The organism is Rhizobium sp. 007 (assembly GCF_015353075.1).
Classification (GTDB): domain Bacteria; phylum Pseudomonadota; class Alphaproteobacteria; order Rhizobiales; family Rhizobiaceae; genus Rhizobium.
Window position 1 is genome coordinate 1211240 of the sequence record NZ_CP064188.1, and the last position, 19061, is coordinate 1230300.

General features: G+C 60.9%; 19 protein-coding genes. 9 read left to right on the plus strand and 10 right to left on the minus strand.

Going from position 1 to position 19061, the window contains the following annotated elements; all coding sequences use genetic code 11:
• Genes ISN39_RS26880 through ISN39_RS26890 form a run of 3 tightly spaced genes read left to right on the plus strand, consistent with a single transcriptional unit; the run spans nt 1 to nt 2122 of the window.
• A complete protein-coding gene (locus ISN39_RS26880; protein WP_074071904.1) occupies nt 1-633 on the plus strand; it encodes a precorrin-8X methylmutase in 633 nt (210 codons plus the stop codon).
• Nucleotides 630-1361: a precorrin-2 C(20)-methyltransferase gene (locus ISN39_RS26885; RefSeq protein ID WP_194731151.1), complete on the plus strand. Its 732-nt coding sequence runs from the start codon at nt 630-632 to the stop codon at nt 1359-1361. Before ISN39_RS26880 ends, ISN39_RS26885 begins: the two co-directional genes overlap by 4 nt.
• On the plus strand, nt 1358-2122 hold the full coding sequence (locus tag ISN39_RS26890) for a precorrin-3B C(17)-methyltransferase (protein ID WP_194731152.1): 765 nt from the start codon (nt 1358-1360) through the stop codon (nt 2120-2122). Before ISN39_RS26885 ends, ISN39_RS26890 begins: the two co-directional genes overlap by 4 nt.
• Here ISN39_RS26890 and ISN39_RS26895 read toward each other — a convergent pair.
• Nucleotides 2086-2856, minus strand: a complete 771-nt coding sequence (locus ISN39_RS26895; RefSeq protein ID WP_194731153.1) for a cobalt-precorrin-6A reductase — start codon at nt 2854-2856, stop codon at nt 2086-2088. The two genes, ISN39_RS26890 and ISN39_RS26895, sit on opposite strands and share 37 nt — an antisense overlap.
• On the opposite strand from ISN39_RS26895, the gene cbiE reads away from it, so the two are divergent.
• The gene (gene cbiE, locus ISN39_RS26900) at nt 2855-4087 is read left to right on the plus strand and encodes a precorrin-6y C5,15-methyltransferase (decarboxylating) subunit CbiE (RefSeq protein WP_194731154.1); all 1233 of its coding nucleotides are present in this window, start codon (nt 2855-2857) and stop codon (nt 4085-4087) included. The genes ISN39_RS26895 and cbiE overlap by 2 nt on opposite strands.
• A gap of 2 nt (nt 4088-4089) precedes the next feature.
• On the plus strand, nt 4090-4848 hold the full coding sequence (gene cobM, locus ISN39_RS26905; RefSeq protein WP_074071899.1) for a precorrin-4 C(11)-methyltransferase: 759 nt from the start codon (nt 4090-4092) through the stop codon (nt 4846-4848).
• Nucleotides 4849-5078: 230 nt separating this feature from the next.
• Here the strand turns inward: cobM and ISN39_RS26910 are convergent, their stop codons facing one another.
• The 4 genes from ISN39_RS26910 to hutI are packed head-to-tail and all read right to left on the minus strand — an operon-like array spanning nt 5079 to nt 10115.
• Nucleotides 5079-5654, minus strand: coding sequence for a HutD family protein (locus ISN39_RS26910; RefSeq protein WP_194731155.1), 576 nt, complete (start codon nt 5652-5654; stop codon nt 5079-5081).
• A 3-nt stretch (nt 5655-5657) separates the two neighbouring features.
• Entirely contained in the window at nt 5658-7331 is a 1674-nt protein-coding gene (gene hutU / locus ISN39_RS26915; protein ID WP_194731156.1) for a urocanate hydratase, read from the minus strand.
• Nucleotide 7332: 1 nt separating this feature from the next.
• Nucleotides 7333-8868, minus strand: coding sequence for a histidine ammonia-lyase (gene hutH, locus ISN39_RS26920; RefSeq protein ID WP_194731157.1), 1536 nt, complete (start codon nt 8866-8868; stop codon nt 7333-7335).
• Entirely contained in the window at nt 8865-10115 is a 1251-nt protein-coding gene (hutI, locus tag ISN39_RS26925; protein ID WP_194731158.1) for an imidazolonepropionase, read from the minus strand. Before hutI ends, hutH begins: the two co-directional genes overlap by 4 nt.
• 119 nt (nt 10116-10234) lie before the next feature.
• Here hutI and ISN39_RS26930 point away from each other — a divergent pair, with 119 nt between their 5' ends.
• The 3 genes from ISN39_RS26930 to ISN39_RS26940 all read left to right on the plus strand — a co-directional run bounded on the left by ISN39_RS26930 (nt 10235) and on the right by ISN39_RS26940 (nt 13546).
• On the plus strand, nt 10235-11581 hold the full coding sequence (locus ISN39_RS26930; RefSeq protein ID WP_194731159.1) for a formimidoylglutamate deiminase: 1347 nt from the start codon (nt 10235-10237) through the stop codon (nt 11579-11581).
• 56 nt (nt 11582-11637) lie between these two features.
• A complete protein-coding gene (gene hutC, locus ISN39_RS26935) occupies nt 11638-12351 on the plus strand; it encodes a histidine utilization repressor (RefSeq protein WP_194731936.1) in 714 nt (237 codons plus the stop codon).
• A gap of 76 nt (nt 12352-12427) precedes the next feature.
• Nucleotides 12428-13546, plus strand: coding sequence for an RHE_PE00001 family protein (locus tag ISN39_RS26940; protein ID WP_194731160.1), 1119 nt, complete (start codon nt 12428-12430; stop codon nt 13544-13546).
• A gap of 127 nt (nt 13547-13673) precedes the next feature.
• Here the strand turns inward: ISN39_RS26940 and ISN39_RS26945 are convergent, their stop codons facing one another.
• Genes ISN39_RS26945 through ISN39_RS26955 form a run of 3 tightly spaced genes read right to left on the minus strand, consistent with a single transcriptional unit; the run spans nt 13674 to nt 15705 of the window.
• Nucleotides 13674-14390, minus strand: coding sequence for a Bax inhibitor-1/YccA family protein (locus ISN39_RS26945; protein WP_074071892.1), 717 nt, complete (start codon nt 14388-14390; stop codon nt 13674-13676).
• Between the two features lie 21 nt (nt 14391-14411).
• Nucleotides 14412-15179, minus strand: coding sequence for an anti-sigma factor (locus ISN39_RS26950; RefSeq protein ID WP_194731161.1), 768 nt, complete (start codon nt 15177-15179; stop codon nt 14412-14414).
• A complete protein-coding gene (locus tag ISN39_RS26955; RefSeq protein ID WP_194731162.1) occupies nt 15166-15705 on the minus strand; it encodes a sigma-70 family RNA polymerase sigma factor in 540 nt (179 codons plus the stop codon). The genes ISN39_RS26950 and ISN39_RS26955 overlap by 14 nt, the downstream gene beginning before the upstream one ends.
• A 231-nt stretch (nt 15706-15936) precedes the next feature.
• Here ISN39_RS26955 and ISN39_RS38010 point away from each other — a divergent pair, with 231 nt between their 5' ends.
• Nucleotides 15937-16095 carry a type II toxin-antitoxin system VapC family toxin gene (locus ISN39_RS38010; protein ID WP_348651999.1) on the plus strand — a complete coding sequence of 53 codons (159 nt, stop codon included), beginning with the start codon at nt 15937-15939 and terminating at the stop codon, nt 16093-16095.
• Here ISN39_RS38010 and cueR read toward each other — a convergent pair.
• Nucleotides 16092-16487: a Cu(I)-responsive transcriptional regulator gene (gene cueR, locus ISN39_RS26960; protein ID WP_074071889.1), complete on the minus strand. Its 396-nt coding sequence runs from the start codon at nt 16485-16487 to the stop codon at nt 16092-16094. The two genes, ISN39_RS38010 and cueR, sit on opposite strands and share 4 nt — an antisense overlap.
• 12 nt (nt 16488-16499) lie before the next feature.
• Complete coding sequence (locus ISN39_RS26965; protein ID WP_194731163.1) at nt 16500-19013, minus strand: heavy metal translocating P-type ATPase; 2514 nt, start codon at nt 19011-19013, stop codon at nt 16500-16502.
• Between the last annotated feature and the right edge of the window lie 48 nt (nt 19014-19061).

Consider the following 19061-nt stretch of genomic DNA (forward strand, 5'->3'; position numbering starts at 1 on the left):
ATGCCAGATTACGATTATATCCGCAGCGGCGAGGCGATCTACGAGCGCTCCTTTGCGATTATCCGCGGCGAAGCGGACCTCTCGCGCTTTTCGCCGGAAGAGGCCGAGATTGCCGTGCGCATGATCCATGCATGCGGGCTGGTCGAAGCCGCCACACATTTCGACTTCTCTGCGGATTTCGTCTTTGCAGCGCGCGGCGCGCTCAAAAAAGGCGCACCGATCTTCTGCGACGCAGAGATGGTGGCTCATGGCATCACACGCGCCAGGCTGCCAGAAAAGAACGACGTGATCTGCACTCTGCGCGACCCGCGCACCCCCGAAATGGCAGAAGCAAGCGGCAACACACGTTCGGCGGCGGCCATCGACCTTTGGGTCGACCGTCTGGCCGGCAGCGTTGTCGCGATAGGCAATGCTCCAACGGCACTTTTCCACCTTCTTGAACTGCTGCGCGGCGGCGCACCAAAGCCGGCTGCCATCATCGGCATGCCGGTCGGCTTCGTCGGTGCGGCAGAATCCAAGGACGCGTTGGCGGAAAATTCTTATGGCGTGCCCTTTGCGATCGTTCGCGGCCGCCTGGGCGGCAGTGCAATGACGGCGGCCGCAATCAACGCGCTGGCGAGGTCGGGACTATGAGCAGACCCAGCCGTCTGATCGGCGTCGGCACGGGTCCAGGCGACCCGGATCTGCTGACCATCAAGGCAAAGAAGGCGATCGAAGCTGCGGACGTCATTGCCTATTTCGCCAAACAGGGCAGGGCCGGCAACGGCCGAGCGGTCGTCCAGCACCTGATCGGTCCCGAGACAGAACTGCTGCCGCTCTACTATCCGGTTACCACTGAAATCGAAAAGAGCGAAGCGCTCTATCAAAGCCAGATCACCGCCTTCTACAATGATTCTGCAGCCGTGGTCGCAGCCTACCTCGATGCCGGAAAAACCGTTGCGGTCCTCAGCGAAGGCGATCCGATGTTCTACGGATCTTATATGCACCTGCATGTGCGCCTCGCCGATCGCTATCCGACCGAGGTGATCCCGGGCATCAGCGCCATGTCCGGTTGCTGGTCGCTTGCCGGCATGCCGATCGTCCAAGGTGACGATGTGCTTTCCGTTCTGCCGGGCACCATGGCGGAAGCGGAACTGACGCGGCGGCTTGGCGATACCCAGGCAGCCGTCATTATGAAGGTCGGCCGCAATCTTCCGAAGATCCGCCGCGCTCTTGAAGCGGCAGGGCGTCTCGGCCAAGCCGTCTATGTCGAGCGTGGGACGATGGCGAATGCCGCCATGCTGAAGCTTGCGGAACGGCCGGAGGGTGACGCGCCGTATTTCTCGCTGGTGCTGGTGCCAGGCTGGGAGGCAAACCGATGAGTGGAATCCTGTTTGTCATTGGCACCGGTCCTGGCAACCCAGAGCAGATGACGCCGGAAGCGCATTCAGCCGTTTCGGCATCGACCGATTTCTTCGGCTATGGTCCCTATCTCGACCGGCTGCAGCTCGGCGCCCATCAAAACCGTCATCCCTCTGACAATCGCGAGGAGATGAGGCGAGCAGGGGATGCTTTGACGATGGCGGCAGGCGGCCGCAAGGTCTGTATCGTCTCCGGCGGCGATCCCGGTGTTTTCGCCATGGCCTCGGCAGTCTGCGAGGCAATCGACACAGGTCCGGCGGAGTGGCGTTCCGTCGAGCTGGTCGTCGTTCCGGGCATTACCGCAATGCTTGCGGTTGCAGCGCGTGTCGGCGCCCCGCTCGGCCACGATTTCTGCGCGATCTCGCTTTCGGATAACCTCAAATCCTGGGAGATCATCGAAAAGCGCCTGACATTGGCTGCAAAGGCGGGCTTCGTGATTGCGCTTTACAATCCAATCAGCAAAGCGCGGCCCTGGCAGCTCGGCAAGGCCTTTGAACTGCTGCGCGCACATCTGCCGCGGCAGACGCCGGTGATCTTCGGCCGCGCCGCCGGACGTCCCGATGAGCGGATCATCATTCAGCCGCTCGGTGACGCCCACGCTTCGGTGGCGGATATGGCGACCTGCATCATCATCGGGTCGCCGGAAACACGGATTATTTCCGGCGGCGGCAGGCCCGAACTCGTCTATACCCCCCGTTCCATGGCGGGAGGAAACAAGTGACCGATCACGCCGAGCGCTTTCTCGACGGTTTCGACCGCTCTCATGGCAGGCGCGGGCGCACGGGCGATCATGAAGACTTCAATGCCGAGATGGCGAGCCGCCTCGATTTTCGCGTAGGTCGCCGCGCCGCCGCTATTTTTGGCAACGATCGCATCGATGCGGTGAGAGGCAAGAAGCGCGGCCTCGCCGTCCACATCGAAGGGGCCGCGATCGAGAATATATTCGACGTTCGCAATATTGAGCGGCGGGGTGACGGGGTCGACGCTACGAACGAGATAGAAATGATGTGCCGCCGCCTCGGCATAGTGCGCCTCCTGACGCCCGATCGCCAGGAAGACGCGGCGGGCGGCAGGCCCAAGCGCGGCGATTGCCTGCGGGATGTTTCTGCTCGCGGTCCATATGTCGCCCGGCCTCTCGATCCATTCGGGCCGGCGAAGGGCAAGTGCCGCAATTTTGGAAAGTCGTGCTGCGGCGAAGGCATTGGTGGAGATGCGGGCGGCAAAGGGATGTGTCGCATCGACGAGAAGGTCAAATCCTCCGTCGCGCAGAAAAGAAGCAAGCCCCTCAGCTCCGCCGAAACCGCCAATACGGACGGGAACAGGCTGGATGGACGGTTTTTCTGTGCGGCCGGCCAAAGACAGCAGGATGTCAAACCCGGCCTTCTTGGAGAGCATCTGCGCCAAAGCGCGCGCTTCGCTCGTTCCGCCCAGTATCAGCACGCGGATTTTTGCCATGTCTGATATGCCTAGCCACACCCCGAAACCCTGGCTAACCATTATCGGTATCGGCGAGGATGGTCCAGAAGGACTTGGCGATCACGCCAAGCGGCTTATCCTGGCCGCGCCCGTCGTCTTCGGCGGCGAACGGCACCATGCGCTGATGGATAATCTGATTGCCGGCGAGCGGCTCGTCTGGCAAAGCCCCTTTGAGAAGTCGATCGATGCGATCCTTAGGCGGCGCGGCACACCGGTCGTCGTACTCGCTTCCGGTGACCCATTTCTTTTTGGTGTCGGCGCGACACTCTCGCGGCATGTGAATGCTGAGGAGATGCGCACCATTCCAGCTCCGTCGGCCTTCAGCATGGCCGCGTCGCGTCTCGGCTGGCCCTTGCAGGAAACCGCCTGCCTCTCGCTTCATGGCCGTTCCATCCAACTCATCCGCCCGCATCTTCATTCCGGACGGCGCATTATTGCGCTGACTTCCGACGGGAAGGGGCCCGAGGAACTGGCTGTGCTGCTGTCAAACAGCGGCTTCGGCCATTCCCGCATAACTGTTCTGGAGGCGCTCGGCGGCGCGCGCGAGCGTATCCTCAGCACGTCTGCAGAAGACTTCCAGTTTAGAGATATCGACCCTCTCAATGTCTGCGCCGTCGAGGTTAAGGCAGGAAAAGAAGCTCGCGTCCTGCCTTTTGCCACCGGCCTGGACGACGAACTCTTTGAACACGACGGGCAGATCACCAAGCGTGAAATCCGCGCTCTGACGCTGTCGGCACTTGCGCCGCGCCATGGGGAACTGCTGTGGGATATCGGGGCCGGCTCAGGTTCGATCGGCATCGAGTGGATGCTCTGCGACCCATCACTGAAGACGGTCGCCATCGAGCAATCGCCAGATCGCGTCAGCCGGATCGCGCGCAATGCTTCTGCGTTCGGCGTGCCGGGCCTTGCCGTTGTCGAGGGAACAGCCCCTGCGGCATTGAGTGGATTGCCGGAACCTGACGCCATATTTGTTGGCGGAGGCGGCAGCGAACCGGGCGTCATGGATGTCGCAATCGTCTCGCTCAAAAGCGGCGGGCGCCTTGTCGCCAACGCGGTGACACTGGAAATGGAGGCCGTGCTGCTTGCCGAACAAGCCAGGCGCGGCGGTTTTCTGACAAGGATCGAGATTTCCCGAGCCGGCCCCCTCGGCGCAATGAGCGGCTGGCGCCCGGCAATGCCCGTGGTGCAATGGCGCTGGATCAAGGACTAAAAATGACGGTTCACTTCATCGGAGCAGGCCCAGGTGCAGCCGATCTCATCACCGTTCGCGGCCGCGACCTCATTGGCAGATGCCCTGTATGCCTTTATGCCGGATCGATCGTATCCCCGGAACTGCTCAAATATTGCCCGCCGGATGCGCGCGTCATCGATACCGCGCCGATGTCGCTCGATGAGATCGAGGCGGAATATCTGCGTGCGGCCAACGCCGGGGAGGATGTAGCTCGTCTGCACTCCGGCGATCTTTCCGTCTGGAGCGCGGTTGCTGAGCAGGTTCGGCGCCTTCAAAAGCATGGCATCGCCTACACGATGACACCGGGCGTTCCGGCCTTTGCTGCTGCGGCCTCCGCACTTGGCCGGGAACTGACAATTCCGGCCGTTGCCCAGAGCCTGGTGCTGACCCGCGTCTCGGGCCGCGCTTCGCCGATGCCGAATGAAGAAACGCTTGCCAGGTTTGGCGCAACGGGTTCGACGCTTGCAATCCATCTGGCAATTCATGCACTCGGCCAGGTCGTCGAAGAACTGACACCGCTTTATGGCGCTGATTGTCCTGTTGCGATCGTCGTCAAAGCCTCCTGGCCGGACGAGCGCGTCCTGCATGGCACGCTTGCTGACATCGAGGCGAGGGTCGCCATCGAGCCGATCGAGCGCACGGCGATCATCTTCGTCGGTCCAACGCTTGCTGCCCGCGATTTTCGCGAAAGCGCCCTTTACGACGCCGCCTATCAGCGGCGGTTCAGGGGCAGACAATAGCGAGCCGGAATGCCGGCTCGCTATCCACGCTCAGAGCTTTGCCGACAGATAGTTCGGCTGCGAAAGGCTCGAAGGAGAAGGGACCTTTGAGCCTGCAAGAGCGCGCGCATCTGCCCGGCATTTTCGAGGCGGTCGGAGGCGCCGACGAGAACTCGAGTGCGGATCGCGCATGAGCCTCGCGGTTGATGAGCGTCTCGACGACCTCGAAATCCGAGTAAATCGTCGCCGCTTCAGACGGCTGTGATGCTGATCAAATAGCAGGTGGCGGCACCAGCAAGCGTCAAAGAGGCGCGGCAATGAGCCTCGATCATCAATACGTCGCCGGCATATATCATGCCGCTTTCTTCGGCCAATTCGAATGCTGCTTCGCCTTCGTGACACAGCACAAGCGATATTGCGGCCGGTAGAGAGCCGCTCCAACTCCGCTCGATATGCAGCCTTTCGACCTTGTGCATAAAGGCGTCGCGCCGCGTCATGACATTGAGGTCGGTGATCGGCCCCGCGATAAGCTGTGCCGTCACGGCAATGTCGGCTGCAAAAGCAAATGGCGGGCTCTGCTGCGCCAAGAGCACAGGCTCATGCCCATCGATCTCCAGCGTCATGCCACTGCCGGACAGGATTGAAAGTGTGCGGTCGATGCCGGGAAAGATCGAAAACGGTCCATCGAAAGCAACCGTGGCCATGCTGACCCGCCAGTCGAAATCGCCGAGGGTTGCACCTTGCGGCGAAACGGCCACCTCCACTGTCTCGCCGCCGCCGTTCTTCCACGGCATGCGCCGGTGATTGGCCGCGCGAAGGATCTGCATGGTTCAATCCCCCAAGATCCCCGGCAGCCTTAGCCCCTTCTCCTTGGCACAATCAAGCGCGATATCGTAGCCCGCGTCGGCATGGCGCATGACGCCGGTTGCCGGGTCGTTCCAAAGCACGCGTTCGATGCGGCGCGCCGCATCGTCGGTGCCGTCGCAGCAGATGACCATGCCTGAATGCTGCGAATAGCCCATGCCGACGCCGCCGCCGTGATGGAGCGAAACCCAAGTTGCGCCGGAGGCGGTGTTCAAAAGAGCGTTCAACAGCGGCCAGTCGGAGACGGCATCAGAACCATCCTTCATCGCTTCCGTCTCGCGGTTCGGTGATGCAACCGAGCCGGAATCGAGGTGGTCGCGGCCGATCACGATCGGCGCCTTCAACTCGCCGCTCTTCACCATCTCGTTGAAGGCAAGGCCGAGACGATGGCGGTCGCCAAGGCCGACCCAGCAGATGCGCGCCGGCAGACCCTGGAAGGCGATACGCGCGCGGGCCATGTCCAGCCAGTTGTGCAGGTGCTTGTTGTCCGGCAGCAATTCCTTCACCTTGGCGTCGGTCCTGTAGATATCCTCCGGATCGCCCGAGAGTGCTGCCCAGCGAAAGGGACCGATGCCGCGGCAAAAGAGCGGGCGGATATAGGCAGGTACAAAGCCGGGGAAAGCGAAGGCGTTTTCGAGACCCTCATCTTGAGCAACCTGCCGGATATTGTTGCCGTAATCGAGCGTCGGAATACCTGCATCCCAGAATGCGATCATCGCTTCGACATGCTCGCGCATAGATGCGCGAGCCGCTCTTTCGACAGCCTTCGGATCGCTTTCGCGCATCGCTTTCCATTGCGCGATCGTCCATCCTTTCGGTAGATAGCCGTTGATCGGGTCGTGCGCTGACGTTTGGTCGGTGACAATATCCGGGCGGATGCCGCGGCGGACCATTTCAGGCAGGATTTCGGCGGCGTTGCCGAGAAGACCGACCGATCTGGCTTCGCCTGCCTTTGTCCAGCCGCCGATCATCTCGAGGGCTTCGTCCAACGTTTCGGCCTTGGCATCGAGATATCGGGTACGCAAGCGGAAATCGATCGAGTCCGGATTGCACTCGACGGCAAGGCAGCAGGCACCTGCCATGACGGCAGCGAGGGGCTGCGCGCCACCCATGCCGCCAAGGCCACCGGTCAAAATCCATTTGCCCTTGAGGTTGCCGCCATAATGCTGCCGGCCCGCCTCGACAAAGGTTTCATAGGTCCCCTGGACGATGCCTTGTGTGCCGATATAGATCCATGAGCCTGCCGTCATCTGACCATACATCGCCAAGCCCTTCTTATCGAGCTCGTTGAAGTGGTCCCAAGTCGCCCAGTGCGGCACGAGGTTGGAATTGGCGATCAGGACGCGCGGTGCATCCTTGTGTGTGCGGAAGACGCCGACCGGCTTGCCGGACTGCACCAGAAGCGTCTCGTCTTCGGTAAGCGTCTTCAACGTCGCGACGATGCGGTCGAAATCCTCCCAGGTGCGGGCGGCGCGGCCGATGCCGCCATAGACGACGAGTTCGTTCGGATTTTCCGCCACATCTGGATCTAGATTGTTCATCAGCATGCGAAGCGGCGCTTCGGTCATCCAGCTCTTGGCATTGAGCTCCGGTCCGCGAGGTGCCCGGATTTCGCGGATGTTGTGACGGGGATTGCTCATCTCAGATCTCCAGGGACGGAAGGATGTTTTCGGAAACGGACGCGTTCAATACGCCGGTTGCAACAAGTTCGCTGACGGCTTGCAGGTCGCCCGCCATGTAGCGATCGACCTCCAGCGTCGGTACCACATTGCGGATGGCAGCGATCGCCTTTTGCAGTTCAGGGCTGGTCGCAAGCGGTGTGCGCAATTCTACGCCTTGTGCGGCCGTCAATGCCTCGATGCCGATGATGCCGAAGAGGTTTTCGGTCATCTGCAACAGACGGCGTGCGCCATGGCAGGCCATGGAAACATGGTCTTCCTGGTTCGCCGAAGTCGGCGTCGAGTCGACGGAAGCTGGATGCGACATCTGCTTGTTTTCGGACATCAGCGCGGCAGAGGTGACCTCCGCAATCATCAGACCGGAATTGAGCCCTGGCTTCTTGGCGAGGAAGGCTGGAAGCCCGTAAGATAGAGCCGGATCGACGAGCAGCGCGATGCGGCGCTGCGAAATTGCACCGACCTCGCAGACCGCAAGCGCGATCTGATCGGCAGCGAAGGCGATCGGCTCCGCATGGAAGTTGCCGCCGGAAACGACGGAGTTGTCGGAAAGCACCAACGGATTGTCGGTCACTGCATTGGCTTCGATTTCGAGCGTGCGTGCGACCGACCGGAGAAGATCGAGGCAGGCGCCATCGACTTGCGGCTGACAACGAATGCAATAGGGATCCTGCACGCGCTCGTCGCCCTCAATATGGCTTTCACGGATAACGGAGCCTTCAAGCAGCGCCCGCAAAGCCGCGGCCGTATCGATCTGGCCGCGATGACCGCGAAGCGTGTGGATATCCGGATGGAACGGTGCCGAAGAGCCCATGGCCGCATCGGTGGACATGGCGCCGGTGATCAGGGCCGCATGGGCGGCACGATGCGCACGAAATAGGCCGGCAAGTGTAAGTGCGGTCGAGGTCTGCGTGCCGTTGATCAGCGCAAGGCCTTCTTTTGCGGCGAGAACGACCGGCGTAAGGCCCGCCTTGTTCAAGGCTTCCGCGCCTGGAAGCCGCTCGCCTTTGAAGTAGGCTTCGGCCTCTCCCATCATCACGGCCGCCAGATGCGCAAGCGGCGCAAGATCGCCCGAGGCGCCGACGGAACCTTTTTCCGGAATGACCGGTATGACGCCCTTGTCGAGCATTGCTTCGATCAGCCGCACCAGTTCCAGTCGCACGCCGGAGGCGCCGCGACCGAGTGAGACGAGCTTCAGCGCCATGACGAGACGCACGATATTTTCGGGTAGCGGCGCGCCCACACCGCAGCAATGCGAGAGGATGAGATTGCGTTGAAGTGTGGCGACATCGGCACTGTCGATCTTAATCGAAGCGAGTTTTCCGAAGCCGGTATTGATGCCGTAGACGGGCGCATTGCCGGCGGCGATCTCTGCTATGCGCGCCGCCGCCTTCTTTATGCCGGCATCAAATGCGGGATCGAGTTCTGCCGGTTCGCCGGTCCAGTAAATTTTTTCCAGCTGTTTCAGCGAAACGGAGCCTGGGTGGAGAATGATGGTCAACGGTCGATCCTTTCGCCCTTGAAGACACGCGCAAAGAGCGGGTTGAAGCCGATGCGATAGACAAGTTCGGCCAGGCTCTCGATCTCCCAGATGGCAAGATCGGCGGATTTTTCGGCCTGTATTGTTCCCGTTTCGGCAATAAGGCCGAGTGCGCGAGCGCCTTCACGTGTGGCCCCTCCAATACACTCCTCAACCGTTAGGCCGAAGAGCGTCGCCGACATATTCATCGTCAAAAGCAGGGAGGTGAGAGGTGATGTGCCTGGGTTACAATCCGTCGCGACCGCGATCGGAACACCGGCGGCGCGCAGCGCCTTCACGGGTGGTTTCTGTTTTTCGTTGATGGAATAGAATGCGCCGGGCAGCAGCACCGCGACGGTTCCGGCTGCCGCCATGGCGACCACGCCGTCATCGTCGAGATATTCGAGATGATCCGCTGAAAGCGCACCATACTCAGCGGCAAGTGCAGCTCCGCCGAGATTGGACAACTGCTCGGCATGCAGCTTCACCGGAAGGCCAAGCGCCTCGGCGCGATCAAAGACAAGGCCGATCTCTTCCGTTGAGAAGGCGATGCCTTCGCAGAACCCATCGACGGCATCGACAAGGCCTTTGCCGTGTGCCTCTTCGAGCGCGGGCAGCACGATTTCGGCTATATAGTCGCTATTGCGGTCCTTGTATTCGGCGGGTGTCGCATGGGCGCCGAGATAGCTCGTCTTGACGCGCACTGGCCGCATACTGCCGAGAACACGGGCGGCCTCCAGCATCTTCACTTCGCCAGCGATGCTGAGGCCGTAGCCCGACTTGATCTCGATCGTCGTCACCCCTTCGCAAAGCAACGTATCGAGGCGGGGCAGGGAAGCTTGCACAAGGCCTTCGACTGAAAGCGCATTCGTCGCCTTGACCGAGGAGACGATGCCGCCGCCAGCGCGGGCAATCTCTTCATAGGTCGCGCCGTCAAGGCGCATTTCGAATTCGCGCGCCCGGTTGCCGCCATGAACGATGTGGGTGTGGCAATCGACGAGCCCCGGCGTCACCCAGCGGCCCTCAAGGTCGATGATTTCGGCACGTTCGATGACGGAAACCGGCAATTCGCCCTCCGGGCCGGCATAGCGGATTCGGCCGTTTTCCGTGACGATCGCGCCTTTTTCAACAATACCCAGCCCCGGCTTACCCGGATCGAGCGTCGCGAGCCGGCCATTTCGCCAGAGGTTCGGTCTCTGCTGCCGCGTAAAAAGATTGTTCCCGCTCATCAGCTTTACGCCTTTCCTTAGGTCGAAACATGTATATACATAATAATCGGGTGACAAGTGGAAAATTGGGCGTTTCCATGGAAAAGAAAGATGGAAGGCCGACAGGAAGGGAAAAGACGATGACGACACTTCATGCGGCGACTGCGCTCCTGCCTAAGGGGTGGCAAAGCGACGTACGTCTCACAATTGATGGCGGCCTTATCGCGAAGATTGAGGTCGGCGCGAAGGCCGAGTCGAGCGACGAGTGTCACAACCTCCTTGTTCCTGCGATGCCCAACCTGCACAGCCATGCCTTCCAGCGCGCCATGGCGGGCCTTGCTGAAGTCCGTGGTCCTGCAAACGACAGCTTCTGGAGTTGGCGGACGGTCATGTACAGGTTCGCGCATTCAATGACGCCGGAGCATGTCCAGGCCGTTGCCGCACAGCTTTACATGGAAATGCTTGAAGCCGGCTTTTCGCGCGTCGGCGAATTCCACTATCTGCATCATGACAAGGACGGCAGTCCTTATGCCAATATTGCGGAGTTGGCGGAACGCATCGGCGCGGCGAGCGAGACGGCCGGTATCGGCCTGACATTGCTACCGGTCTTTTACGCGCATTCGAGCTTCGGTGGTGCTGCTCCCCTCGAAGGCCAGCGGCGCTTCATCAACTCGCTTGAGAGCTTCGGCAAGCTGATGGAGCGGGCTCACACGATCACCCGCAAGCTGGAAGGCGCAAAGATTGGGATTGCGCCACACAGCCTTCGCGCCGTCACGCCTGATGAGTTGGCAAAGCTTTTGCCGCTTGCAGAAGGCGGTCCGGTCCATATCCACGTCGCCGAACAGGTCAAGGAAGTGGACGATTGCATCGCCTGGTCAGGCGCAAGACCTATCGAGTGGCTCCTTGAGCATGCGCCCGTCGACCGCCGCTGGTGCCTCATCCATGCTACCCACATGACCGAGGATGAAACGCGGCGCATGGCAAAAAGCGGATCGGTCGCCGGTCTCTGCCCCATCACTGAAGCCAATCTCGGCGACGGGGTTTTTCCAGCGCCGATCTTTCTCGAAGAGGGCGGGCGTTATGGCATTGGTTCGGACTCGAATGTGCAGATTACGCTTGCCGGAGAACTCCGCCAGCTCGAATATTCCGAGCGCCTGGCGCTTCGGGCCCGCAACGTGATTGCAGAAACCAGCGGCTCGACGGGCCGCACGCTGTTCGATCACGCGCTTTTAGGTGGTGGTGCCGCGCTCGGTGCTGCCGGGGGCCTCGCCGAAGGCAATTATGCGGATATCGTCGCGCTTGACTGCAGCACGGTGCCTTATCTCGCAGATGATCAAATCCTCGACCACTGGATATTCGCCGGCAGCGTCGCTGTCGATTGCCTCTGGGCCCTTGGCCGCAAACAGGTCGAAGCCGGCCGTCATCGGCAGCGCGAGGCGATCAGTCGGCGTTTCCTCGCTGCGATGCGCGAACTGCTTGCCGCCTAAGTCTTTCCTTGCTGCTGCATTCGCAATAGAGCAGGTGGCGCGAAGCGGAGAGAATGATGAACGACAGCAAGGATGCGACCCTGCATCAGCGCATTTTGAGCGAGATCGAAGGTCGCATCGTTTCGGGCGAGTGGCCGCCGGGCTATCGCATCCCCTTCGAGGTCGATCTCGCTGCGCAATACGATTGCTCACGAATGACCGTCAACAAAGTGCTGACGCAGCTGGCGAAGGCCGGGTTGATCGAGCGCCGCAAGAAGTCCGGCAGCTTCGTCACCCAGCCGCAGGCGCAGTCCGCTGTGCTGGAAATCCACGACATCAAAGCAGAAGTTCAATCGCTGAATTTGCCGTACGCCTATTCGGTCACAAAAAACGCGAGCCGCAAAACAAAGGCGGATGACAAACTCGATCTTTCGGTCGGCGGTCTCGTTAAAGAGGTCGTTTGCGTCCATTTTGCGGGTACCCGGCCTTTCTGCCTGGAAGAGCGCCTGATCAATCTTGGCACCGTTCCGGAAGCGGTTGATGCCGACTTCGGCGCAATCGCGCCTGGCCCCTGGCTTCTAAAACAAGTTCCGTGGAGCAAGGCGGAGCACAAGATTTACGCGTTTGCGGCTGGTGCTGAGGAAGCCGCAGCACTCGACATTCCCCGCTCTGCGGCCTGCCTCGTCATCGAGCGCCGCACCTGGAGCAGTGCCGGGCCTGTGACGCATGTGCGCCTTACCTATCCCGGCGACCGCCATGCGCTCGTTGCCCGTTTCAGCCCGGCCTCCTGAGAATTCGCAGCAGGTCTATTGCGAATCATCCCACAAATAGCGGAAGTAAACATCAAGATGACTTCCGGCCGATGAGATGCGCTACGAAATCGACAATACCCTGCTGAAGAGCCTGCTGCCCGCATTCGCGCTGGCGGAGGATATGCTGGCCAGGCTGGATGAGAGGGTGGCCCGTTCGCCGGTCGGCGCTGGTTTTGCCGAGCGCGGCCACTTTTTCGACGCTGCAAGCGCGCTCTGGGTTGCTGGAGAACTCGTGCATGTCGAAGACCTGGTGCTGCATGACGCGCATATGGACAGCCGGACGCCGAGCCACGAGTTGACGATTGCCCATGCCGTGCTGCGCGCACGGCGTCGCATCTGGACGGCCGACCCCATCTGGGCGCTGAGTGGCGCCGGATTGAATGTACTTGCCGGCGCCGGTCTAGAGGATGCGGGGCGGGCACCCGAGGTAAGGAGCACGCTAGCGTCGCCTGAAGAGGAAAAGGACGAAGGCGAAGCGCTGCTGTCGATGGAACTTGCCGAGATCGACGCCGTACTCGCGCGCTCTCAACGATTGCTCGACACTCATCTCGGCAGAGGTTCTAAGGTGGAAGAAAGGCCGAAGGAGACGCCTGCCGATCCGCTTGGCCTGTTCGGCGACGATGAATGGGACGAGGCCCAGCGTCTATCCGATTGGCGTGCGGTGATTCCGCTCGCCGAGGAGCTGCCTGCCGCCTTAGGCGCAGCCGTCCTTTTCGAGGCCTGGGAGAGAACCGAACCGCTTCGACGTCAGCACTGGCTGGGCGGCCTTCTGGTTTCGAGCTATCTACGATCACGCGGCAAGGTCGCCTCTCATCTCTTTTCCTTCTATGCCGGATTGAAGGTAATCCGCCATGAGCGCCGCCGCTCGCGCGATCGGGCGACGCGCCTGCTCGCCTTCCTGGAGGCAATGCGTGAGAGTGCGGCGGCCGGCCTGAAGGATATGGATCGTTTGTCCCTTGCCCGCACCCAGATGGAACTGCGGTTCAGGGATCGCCGCTCGAACAGCAGCCTGCCGCAGCTTGCGGAATTCGTCCTTTCGCGGCCCATGGTCTCCTCGACGATGGTTGCCCGTCAGTTGCGGGTGACGAGCCGGGGCGCACTCAATCTTCTCAACGAGATTGGCATCCGCGAAATCACCGGCCGCGGACGCTACCGCGCCTGGGGTATCATCTGACACAAAATGAAGACGGCCGGGCATGAGGCCCGGCCGTCTTTTTCTCAGTGAACGCCCGGCCCGCCATCCTGTCACAGACTACGGACCGAGCGTTCTTGCGCTTCCATTGCCCCCAGAAGCGCAGTCTTTATTCCCGCTCTCCCGTGAAATTGAGCAGGAGCTGGAAGATGTTCACGAAGTTCAGATAGAGCGAGAGCGCGCCGAAGACAGCAAGCTTCTGGTTCGATTCCTGATCGTGATTTTCCGAAAACTGTTCCTTGATGTTTTGCGTGTCCCAGGCGGTCAGGCCGACGAAGACGAGGATACCGATCACCGAAATGGCGAACTGCAGCGCGCTCGAACCCAGGAAGAGGTTGACGATGCTGGCGATGATGACGCCGATCAGGCCCATGATCAGAAACGAGCCGAAGCGGGAAAGATCACGCTTTGTCGCGTAGCCATAGAGACTGGTCGCGCCGAACATCGTCGCGGCGATGAAGAAAGTGCGCGCGATGCTCGTGCCGGTAAAGACCAGAAACACCGAGGCAAGCGACAGTCCCATTACCGCGCAGAACGCCCAGAAAGTCATCTGCGCAGCACTTGCCGACATCGTCTGGATGCGGAACGTGAAGAAGAAGACGAAGGCAAGCGGTGCGAGCATCACCACCCACTTCAAGGGTGACTGGAAGATCGGCACGTAAAGGGCCGGCGTGCTGCCGACGATGAAGGCGACGATCCCGGTGATGACCAGGCCGAGACCCATGTAGTTGTAGACGCGCAGCATATGCTGGCGGAGGCCCTCGTCGAAGATAGCTTGCGAGCCTGCGGCGGAGCCGTAGCCGTATCGCGGATTGTTCGGATTCATGTTGATCTCCTCGGGTTGACACTAGTAGAGCGAACGGGCGAGCCCTTCGGCAGCCCGATCGAGTTCAAGATCCTTGTCGCTGGCAATCAGCGCATAGGCGACCTCGCCGATCTGCCAGTAAGCAGCCTCGGCATTGTCGAGCGCCAGATGGCTGACCGGCTGAACAGCAAACGCGCCGGGCCGCACGGCAAAAAGCGAAAGCCGCTTTCCGTCCGGTTCCCGGATTGCCATTTCGACACTGGGGCCGAACTCAGACGGAAAGATCTGGACATCGGAAACCTTCCAGTCTTTCGGGAGCTCCGGCATCGCGATTGCGGTCGCCGCACGAATGTCGTCGGCATTATATTGCGCCGCCGGCTGCGAAGGCATCGTTTCGCGAAGCTTGGCTGTCTGGTAGGCGCGCACCGCATCCTCGACGTAGGGCGGGGCCGGAACGGATGCGGCCACCTCCGTCGCAGTAAAGGCACCAAAGGATGTATGCGCCACCCAGCCTGCCGTCACGAGCACGCCGACGGCGGCAATCCGCTGAACCGAATGCAAGATACGGCCGTAAGAAAGACCCCGCTCCAGACGCCGTGCGGCATCGCGGGTCTCGATCCGGCCAAAGGCGTTCTCTCCGGCAAGCGCCAGACGCAGCTCGCCCTTGATGCTAAGATCGGCCATTACCTTTGCGGCAATCGCCGGATTCTCAGAGAGATAAGACTCCACCTGGATGCGGCGCGCCACGTCCAGTTCGCCATCCACATAGGCGTCGAGATCGGCATCGATGATCGGATCAACTGCTTTCATTGCCGTTCCTTCCGATTAACCTCAGGTGCGAGGCACGCGGCGTCGCTGCCTCGAATTCGCGAAGCTGGGCCCGGGCGCGCGCGATGCGCGACATCAGCGTTCCGACCGGGATGCCGAGCGAGGCTGCAGCTTCTTGGTAGGAAAGATCCTCGATCGCAACGAGATGCAGTGCTTCGCGCTGTTCTTCCGGCAGGTTGAAGAAAGCATCGCGAACCTGCTGAAGTCGCACAGCGTGTTCCTGTCCCGCCGGCAGCGACTGGTCTGCCTCGATGGCTGCCTTATCGTGGCGGCGCGTTATAGACCGGTTCTGACGAACCCGGTCGATATGGGCGTTGTGGAGAATGGAAAGCAGCCAGGTCCTCAGGTTGCCGCCGCGCCTAAAGCTCTGCCGCTTCTCGAAGGCACGCACCAGCGCATCATGGACAAGATCTTCGGCGTCATCCGAATTGCGCACCAAGGCACGCGCATAGCGCCTCAGCGCCGCGAGCTGCCCGATGACGTCGAATGGCCGTTCTTTCCGTTCCATGATTGAGTATACGACTGTCCGTGAGGTTTTATTCCAGTTCTTCTGAAGTTTTTTAACGGATGGAAGGAACTCTTGCGGCAAGCTCGTCACTTCCGTGCTTGCTGTGTAGGAGGCGTCGGCCGCCCTCTATCGCAAGAAACAGATTCCGATGGCCGAAGCCGAGGCTCAGATCCAGGAATTTCTGCGGTCTGCAGAGATCGCAGTCGTATCGATAACATTGCCTCAGCGCCTTTGAAAAATAGGGCCGCCATCGTTACTAACCGCAACAGTGCGCTCAATCTGGCAGATTGTTTTCACTATGCGGCGGCAAAGGCAGGCAAGATGCCGATCCTGACGAGGGATGCCGGTTTCGCGCTGACCGATCTCAAGACAAATGGTCCTGATTTCTAGACGGTTTTTCCATCCGACAACTCCTCCAGAATTGGACAATCCGGCCGGCCGTTGCCGTGGCAGGCATGCACCAGATGCTCCAGCGTCCGGCGCAGTTCCATCAACTCGCGGATCTTGCGATCAATCTCATTGAGCTTGCCTTGCGCGATCTCCTTCACATCGGCGCTTGCTCGGCTTTTGTCTTCGTAGAGCGCCAAAAGCTGGCGGCATTCCTCGACGGAGAAACCCAAGCCACGCGAGCGCTGGAGGAAGCGCAGCTTATGGACATCGACTGCGGCATAGTCGCGATAACCGTTTCCGCCCCTGCCGGGGCGGATCAGGCCGATATCCTCGTAATAGCGGATGGTCTTTGATGGCAGACCGGACCGGTCCGATGCTTCGCCGATGTTCATCCTCGTGTCCTTTCAGAGTTTCTGGAGCCTCAGTCTCAACGCGTTGCCGATCACGGAGACCGACGACAGGCTCATGGCCGCTGCGGCAATCATCGGCGAGAGCAGTAGGCCGAAGACCGGGTAGAGCACGCCCGCGGCGACTGGCACGCCAAGCGCATTATAGCCGAAGGCGAAGCCAAGATTCTGGCGGACGTTGCGCATCGTCGCCTCCGCCAGCCGCCGGGCACGCACGATTCCGTTGAGGTCACCCTTCACCAAGGTAATGCCGGCGCTTTCCATCGCAACATCTGCGCCCGTTCCCATGGCGATACCGACATCTGCAGCCGCAAGCGCCGGAGCGTCATTCACGCCGTCGCCGGCCATTGCAACGACCGCGCCCTTTGCATGCAGTTCGTCGATCAGCGCTTTCTTGCCTTCCGGCAAAACGTCGGCGCGCACTTCATCGATCCCGAGGCTTTTTGCGACGGCGCTTGCCGTGCGCTCGTTGTCGCCGGTCGCCATGATGATTCGCAGCCCGCTTTCGTGCAACGCGCCGATCGCCTCGGCCGTCGTCGCCTTGATGCGATCGGCAACCGCAACGAAACCCGCAAGGCTGCCGTCGATGGTGACGAACATTACGGTCTTGCCTTCGTCACGCAAGGCGCGGGTCCTTTCGGCAAGCGGCGCGGGATCGATGCCGAGATCACTCATCATCGCGGCGTTGCCAAGCGCCACGGCCGTATTGTCGGCATTGCCTTTTACGCCTTTGCCGGTCACAGCCTCGAAGCCGGTGACATCAACCAGTTTGACGTTCCGCTCTTCTGCGCCGGCAACGATCGCTTCGGCAAGCGGATGTTCGGAACCGCGCTCCAGGCTCGCCGCCAGCAGCAGCAGCCGTTCTTCGCTTATGGCGTCCATCGGCCCGACGTCGGTAAGACGCGGATTGCCTTCGGTCAATGTGCCCGTCTTGTCGACGATCAACGTATCGACCTTCGAAAAAAGCTCCAGTGCTTCGGCATCCTTGATCAGCACGCCCTCCTGCGCGCCACGGCCGGTCGCAATCATGATCGACATCGGCGTCGCAAGGCCGAGTGCGCACGGGCAAGCGATGATGAGCACGGCAACTGCGGCAAGCAGTCCATGCGCCATCGACGGCTCCGGTCCGAAAATGGCCCAGGCGAGGAAGGCAACAATCGCTGTTACAACGACGACAGGCACGAAAATGGCCGAGACCCGGTCAACTGCGCCCTGGATTGGCGCACGCGAGCGCTGTGCCTTGGCGACCATATCGACGATACGCGACAACATTGTTTCCGCGCCCACGCGCTCGGCCGTCATCACGAAAGTGCCGTTGCGGTTGATCGTGCCGCCGGTGACAGCATCGCCTTTTGTCTTTTCAACGGGGAGCGGCTCACCGGTGATCATCGATTCATCGACGGTTGATCGCCCTTCGCTGACCGACCCGTCGACCGGCACGCGCTCGCCCGGCCGCACCCGCAGTCGGTCGCCGCTTGCGATCTCGTCCACTTCGATGTCCGTTTCGCTGCCGTCGGCACTAAGGCGGCGCGCCGTCTTTGGCGCAAGGTCGAGCAGCGCCCTAATGGCTGAGCCCGTCCGCTCGCGCGCCTTCAGTTCCAGCACCTGTCCGACGAAGACCAGCGCCACGATGACGGCAGCCGCCTCGAAATAGACAGGCACCGTCTCGCCGTGACCTCTGAAACTCATGGGAAAGAGGCCGGGCGCAAGGGTGGCGACGACGCTGTAGACATAGGCGGTACCAACGCCGAGGCCGATCAGCGTCCACATGTTCGGACTGCGGTTGAGGAGTGAGTTCCAGGCCCGGCGGAAGAAGGGCAGGGCCGCCCAGAGCACGACAGGGGTTGCGAGCAAGAGTTCGGTGAAACTCACCAGCGGTTCGCCGATCGCATCGCGCAACGGCAGTCCGATCATCGGACCCATGCTGAGTACGAGCAGCGGAATGGCCAACGCGGCGCTTATCCAGAGCCTCCGCGTGAAATCGGCAAGCTCCGGGTTCGGACCCTCTTCTGCCGGCGGAATACCCATCGGTTCCAACGCCATGCCGCATTTCGGGCAGTCGCCAGGGTGATCGTTGACGACTTCCGGATGCATGGGGCAGGTATACTGCGTACCCTTGGGCATAGGCTTCGGCCCCTGCCGTTTTTCCTGACGATAGATTTCTGGATCGGCCTCGAACTTTGCCTTGCACCCTGCCGAGCAGAAGTAGAATTTATCACCGTCGTGCTTCAGGAAATGCTGCGCTGTCGCGCGCTCGACGGACATGCCGCAAACCGGATCCTTCGCCGTCAGATAATCTTTCGGATTGGCTTCGAATTTCTTCCGGCAACCGTCGCTGCAGAAATGATAAGCGTGGCCCTGGTAATTGAGGCTCGGCTTGCCCGCGTCCGGATCAACCGTCATGCCGCAGACGGGATCGCGTGCCAAAGCGGCCTCGCCGAGATTGTCCAGGCTTTGGTGACAGGAGCAATTGCTACTTCCGTGGTGATGATGATGATCTTGTGTATTCATAGGCTTCTCCTTTGCCCGGACAGGCAGTGGATAGGCTTATGAACCTTC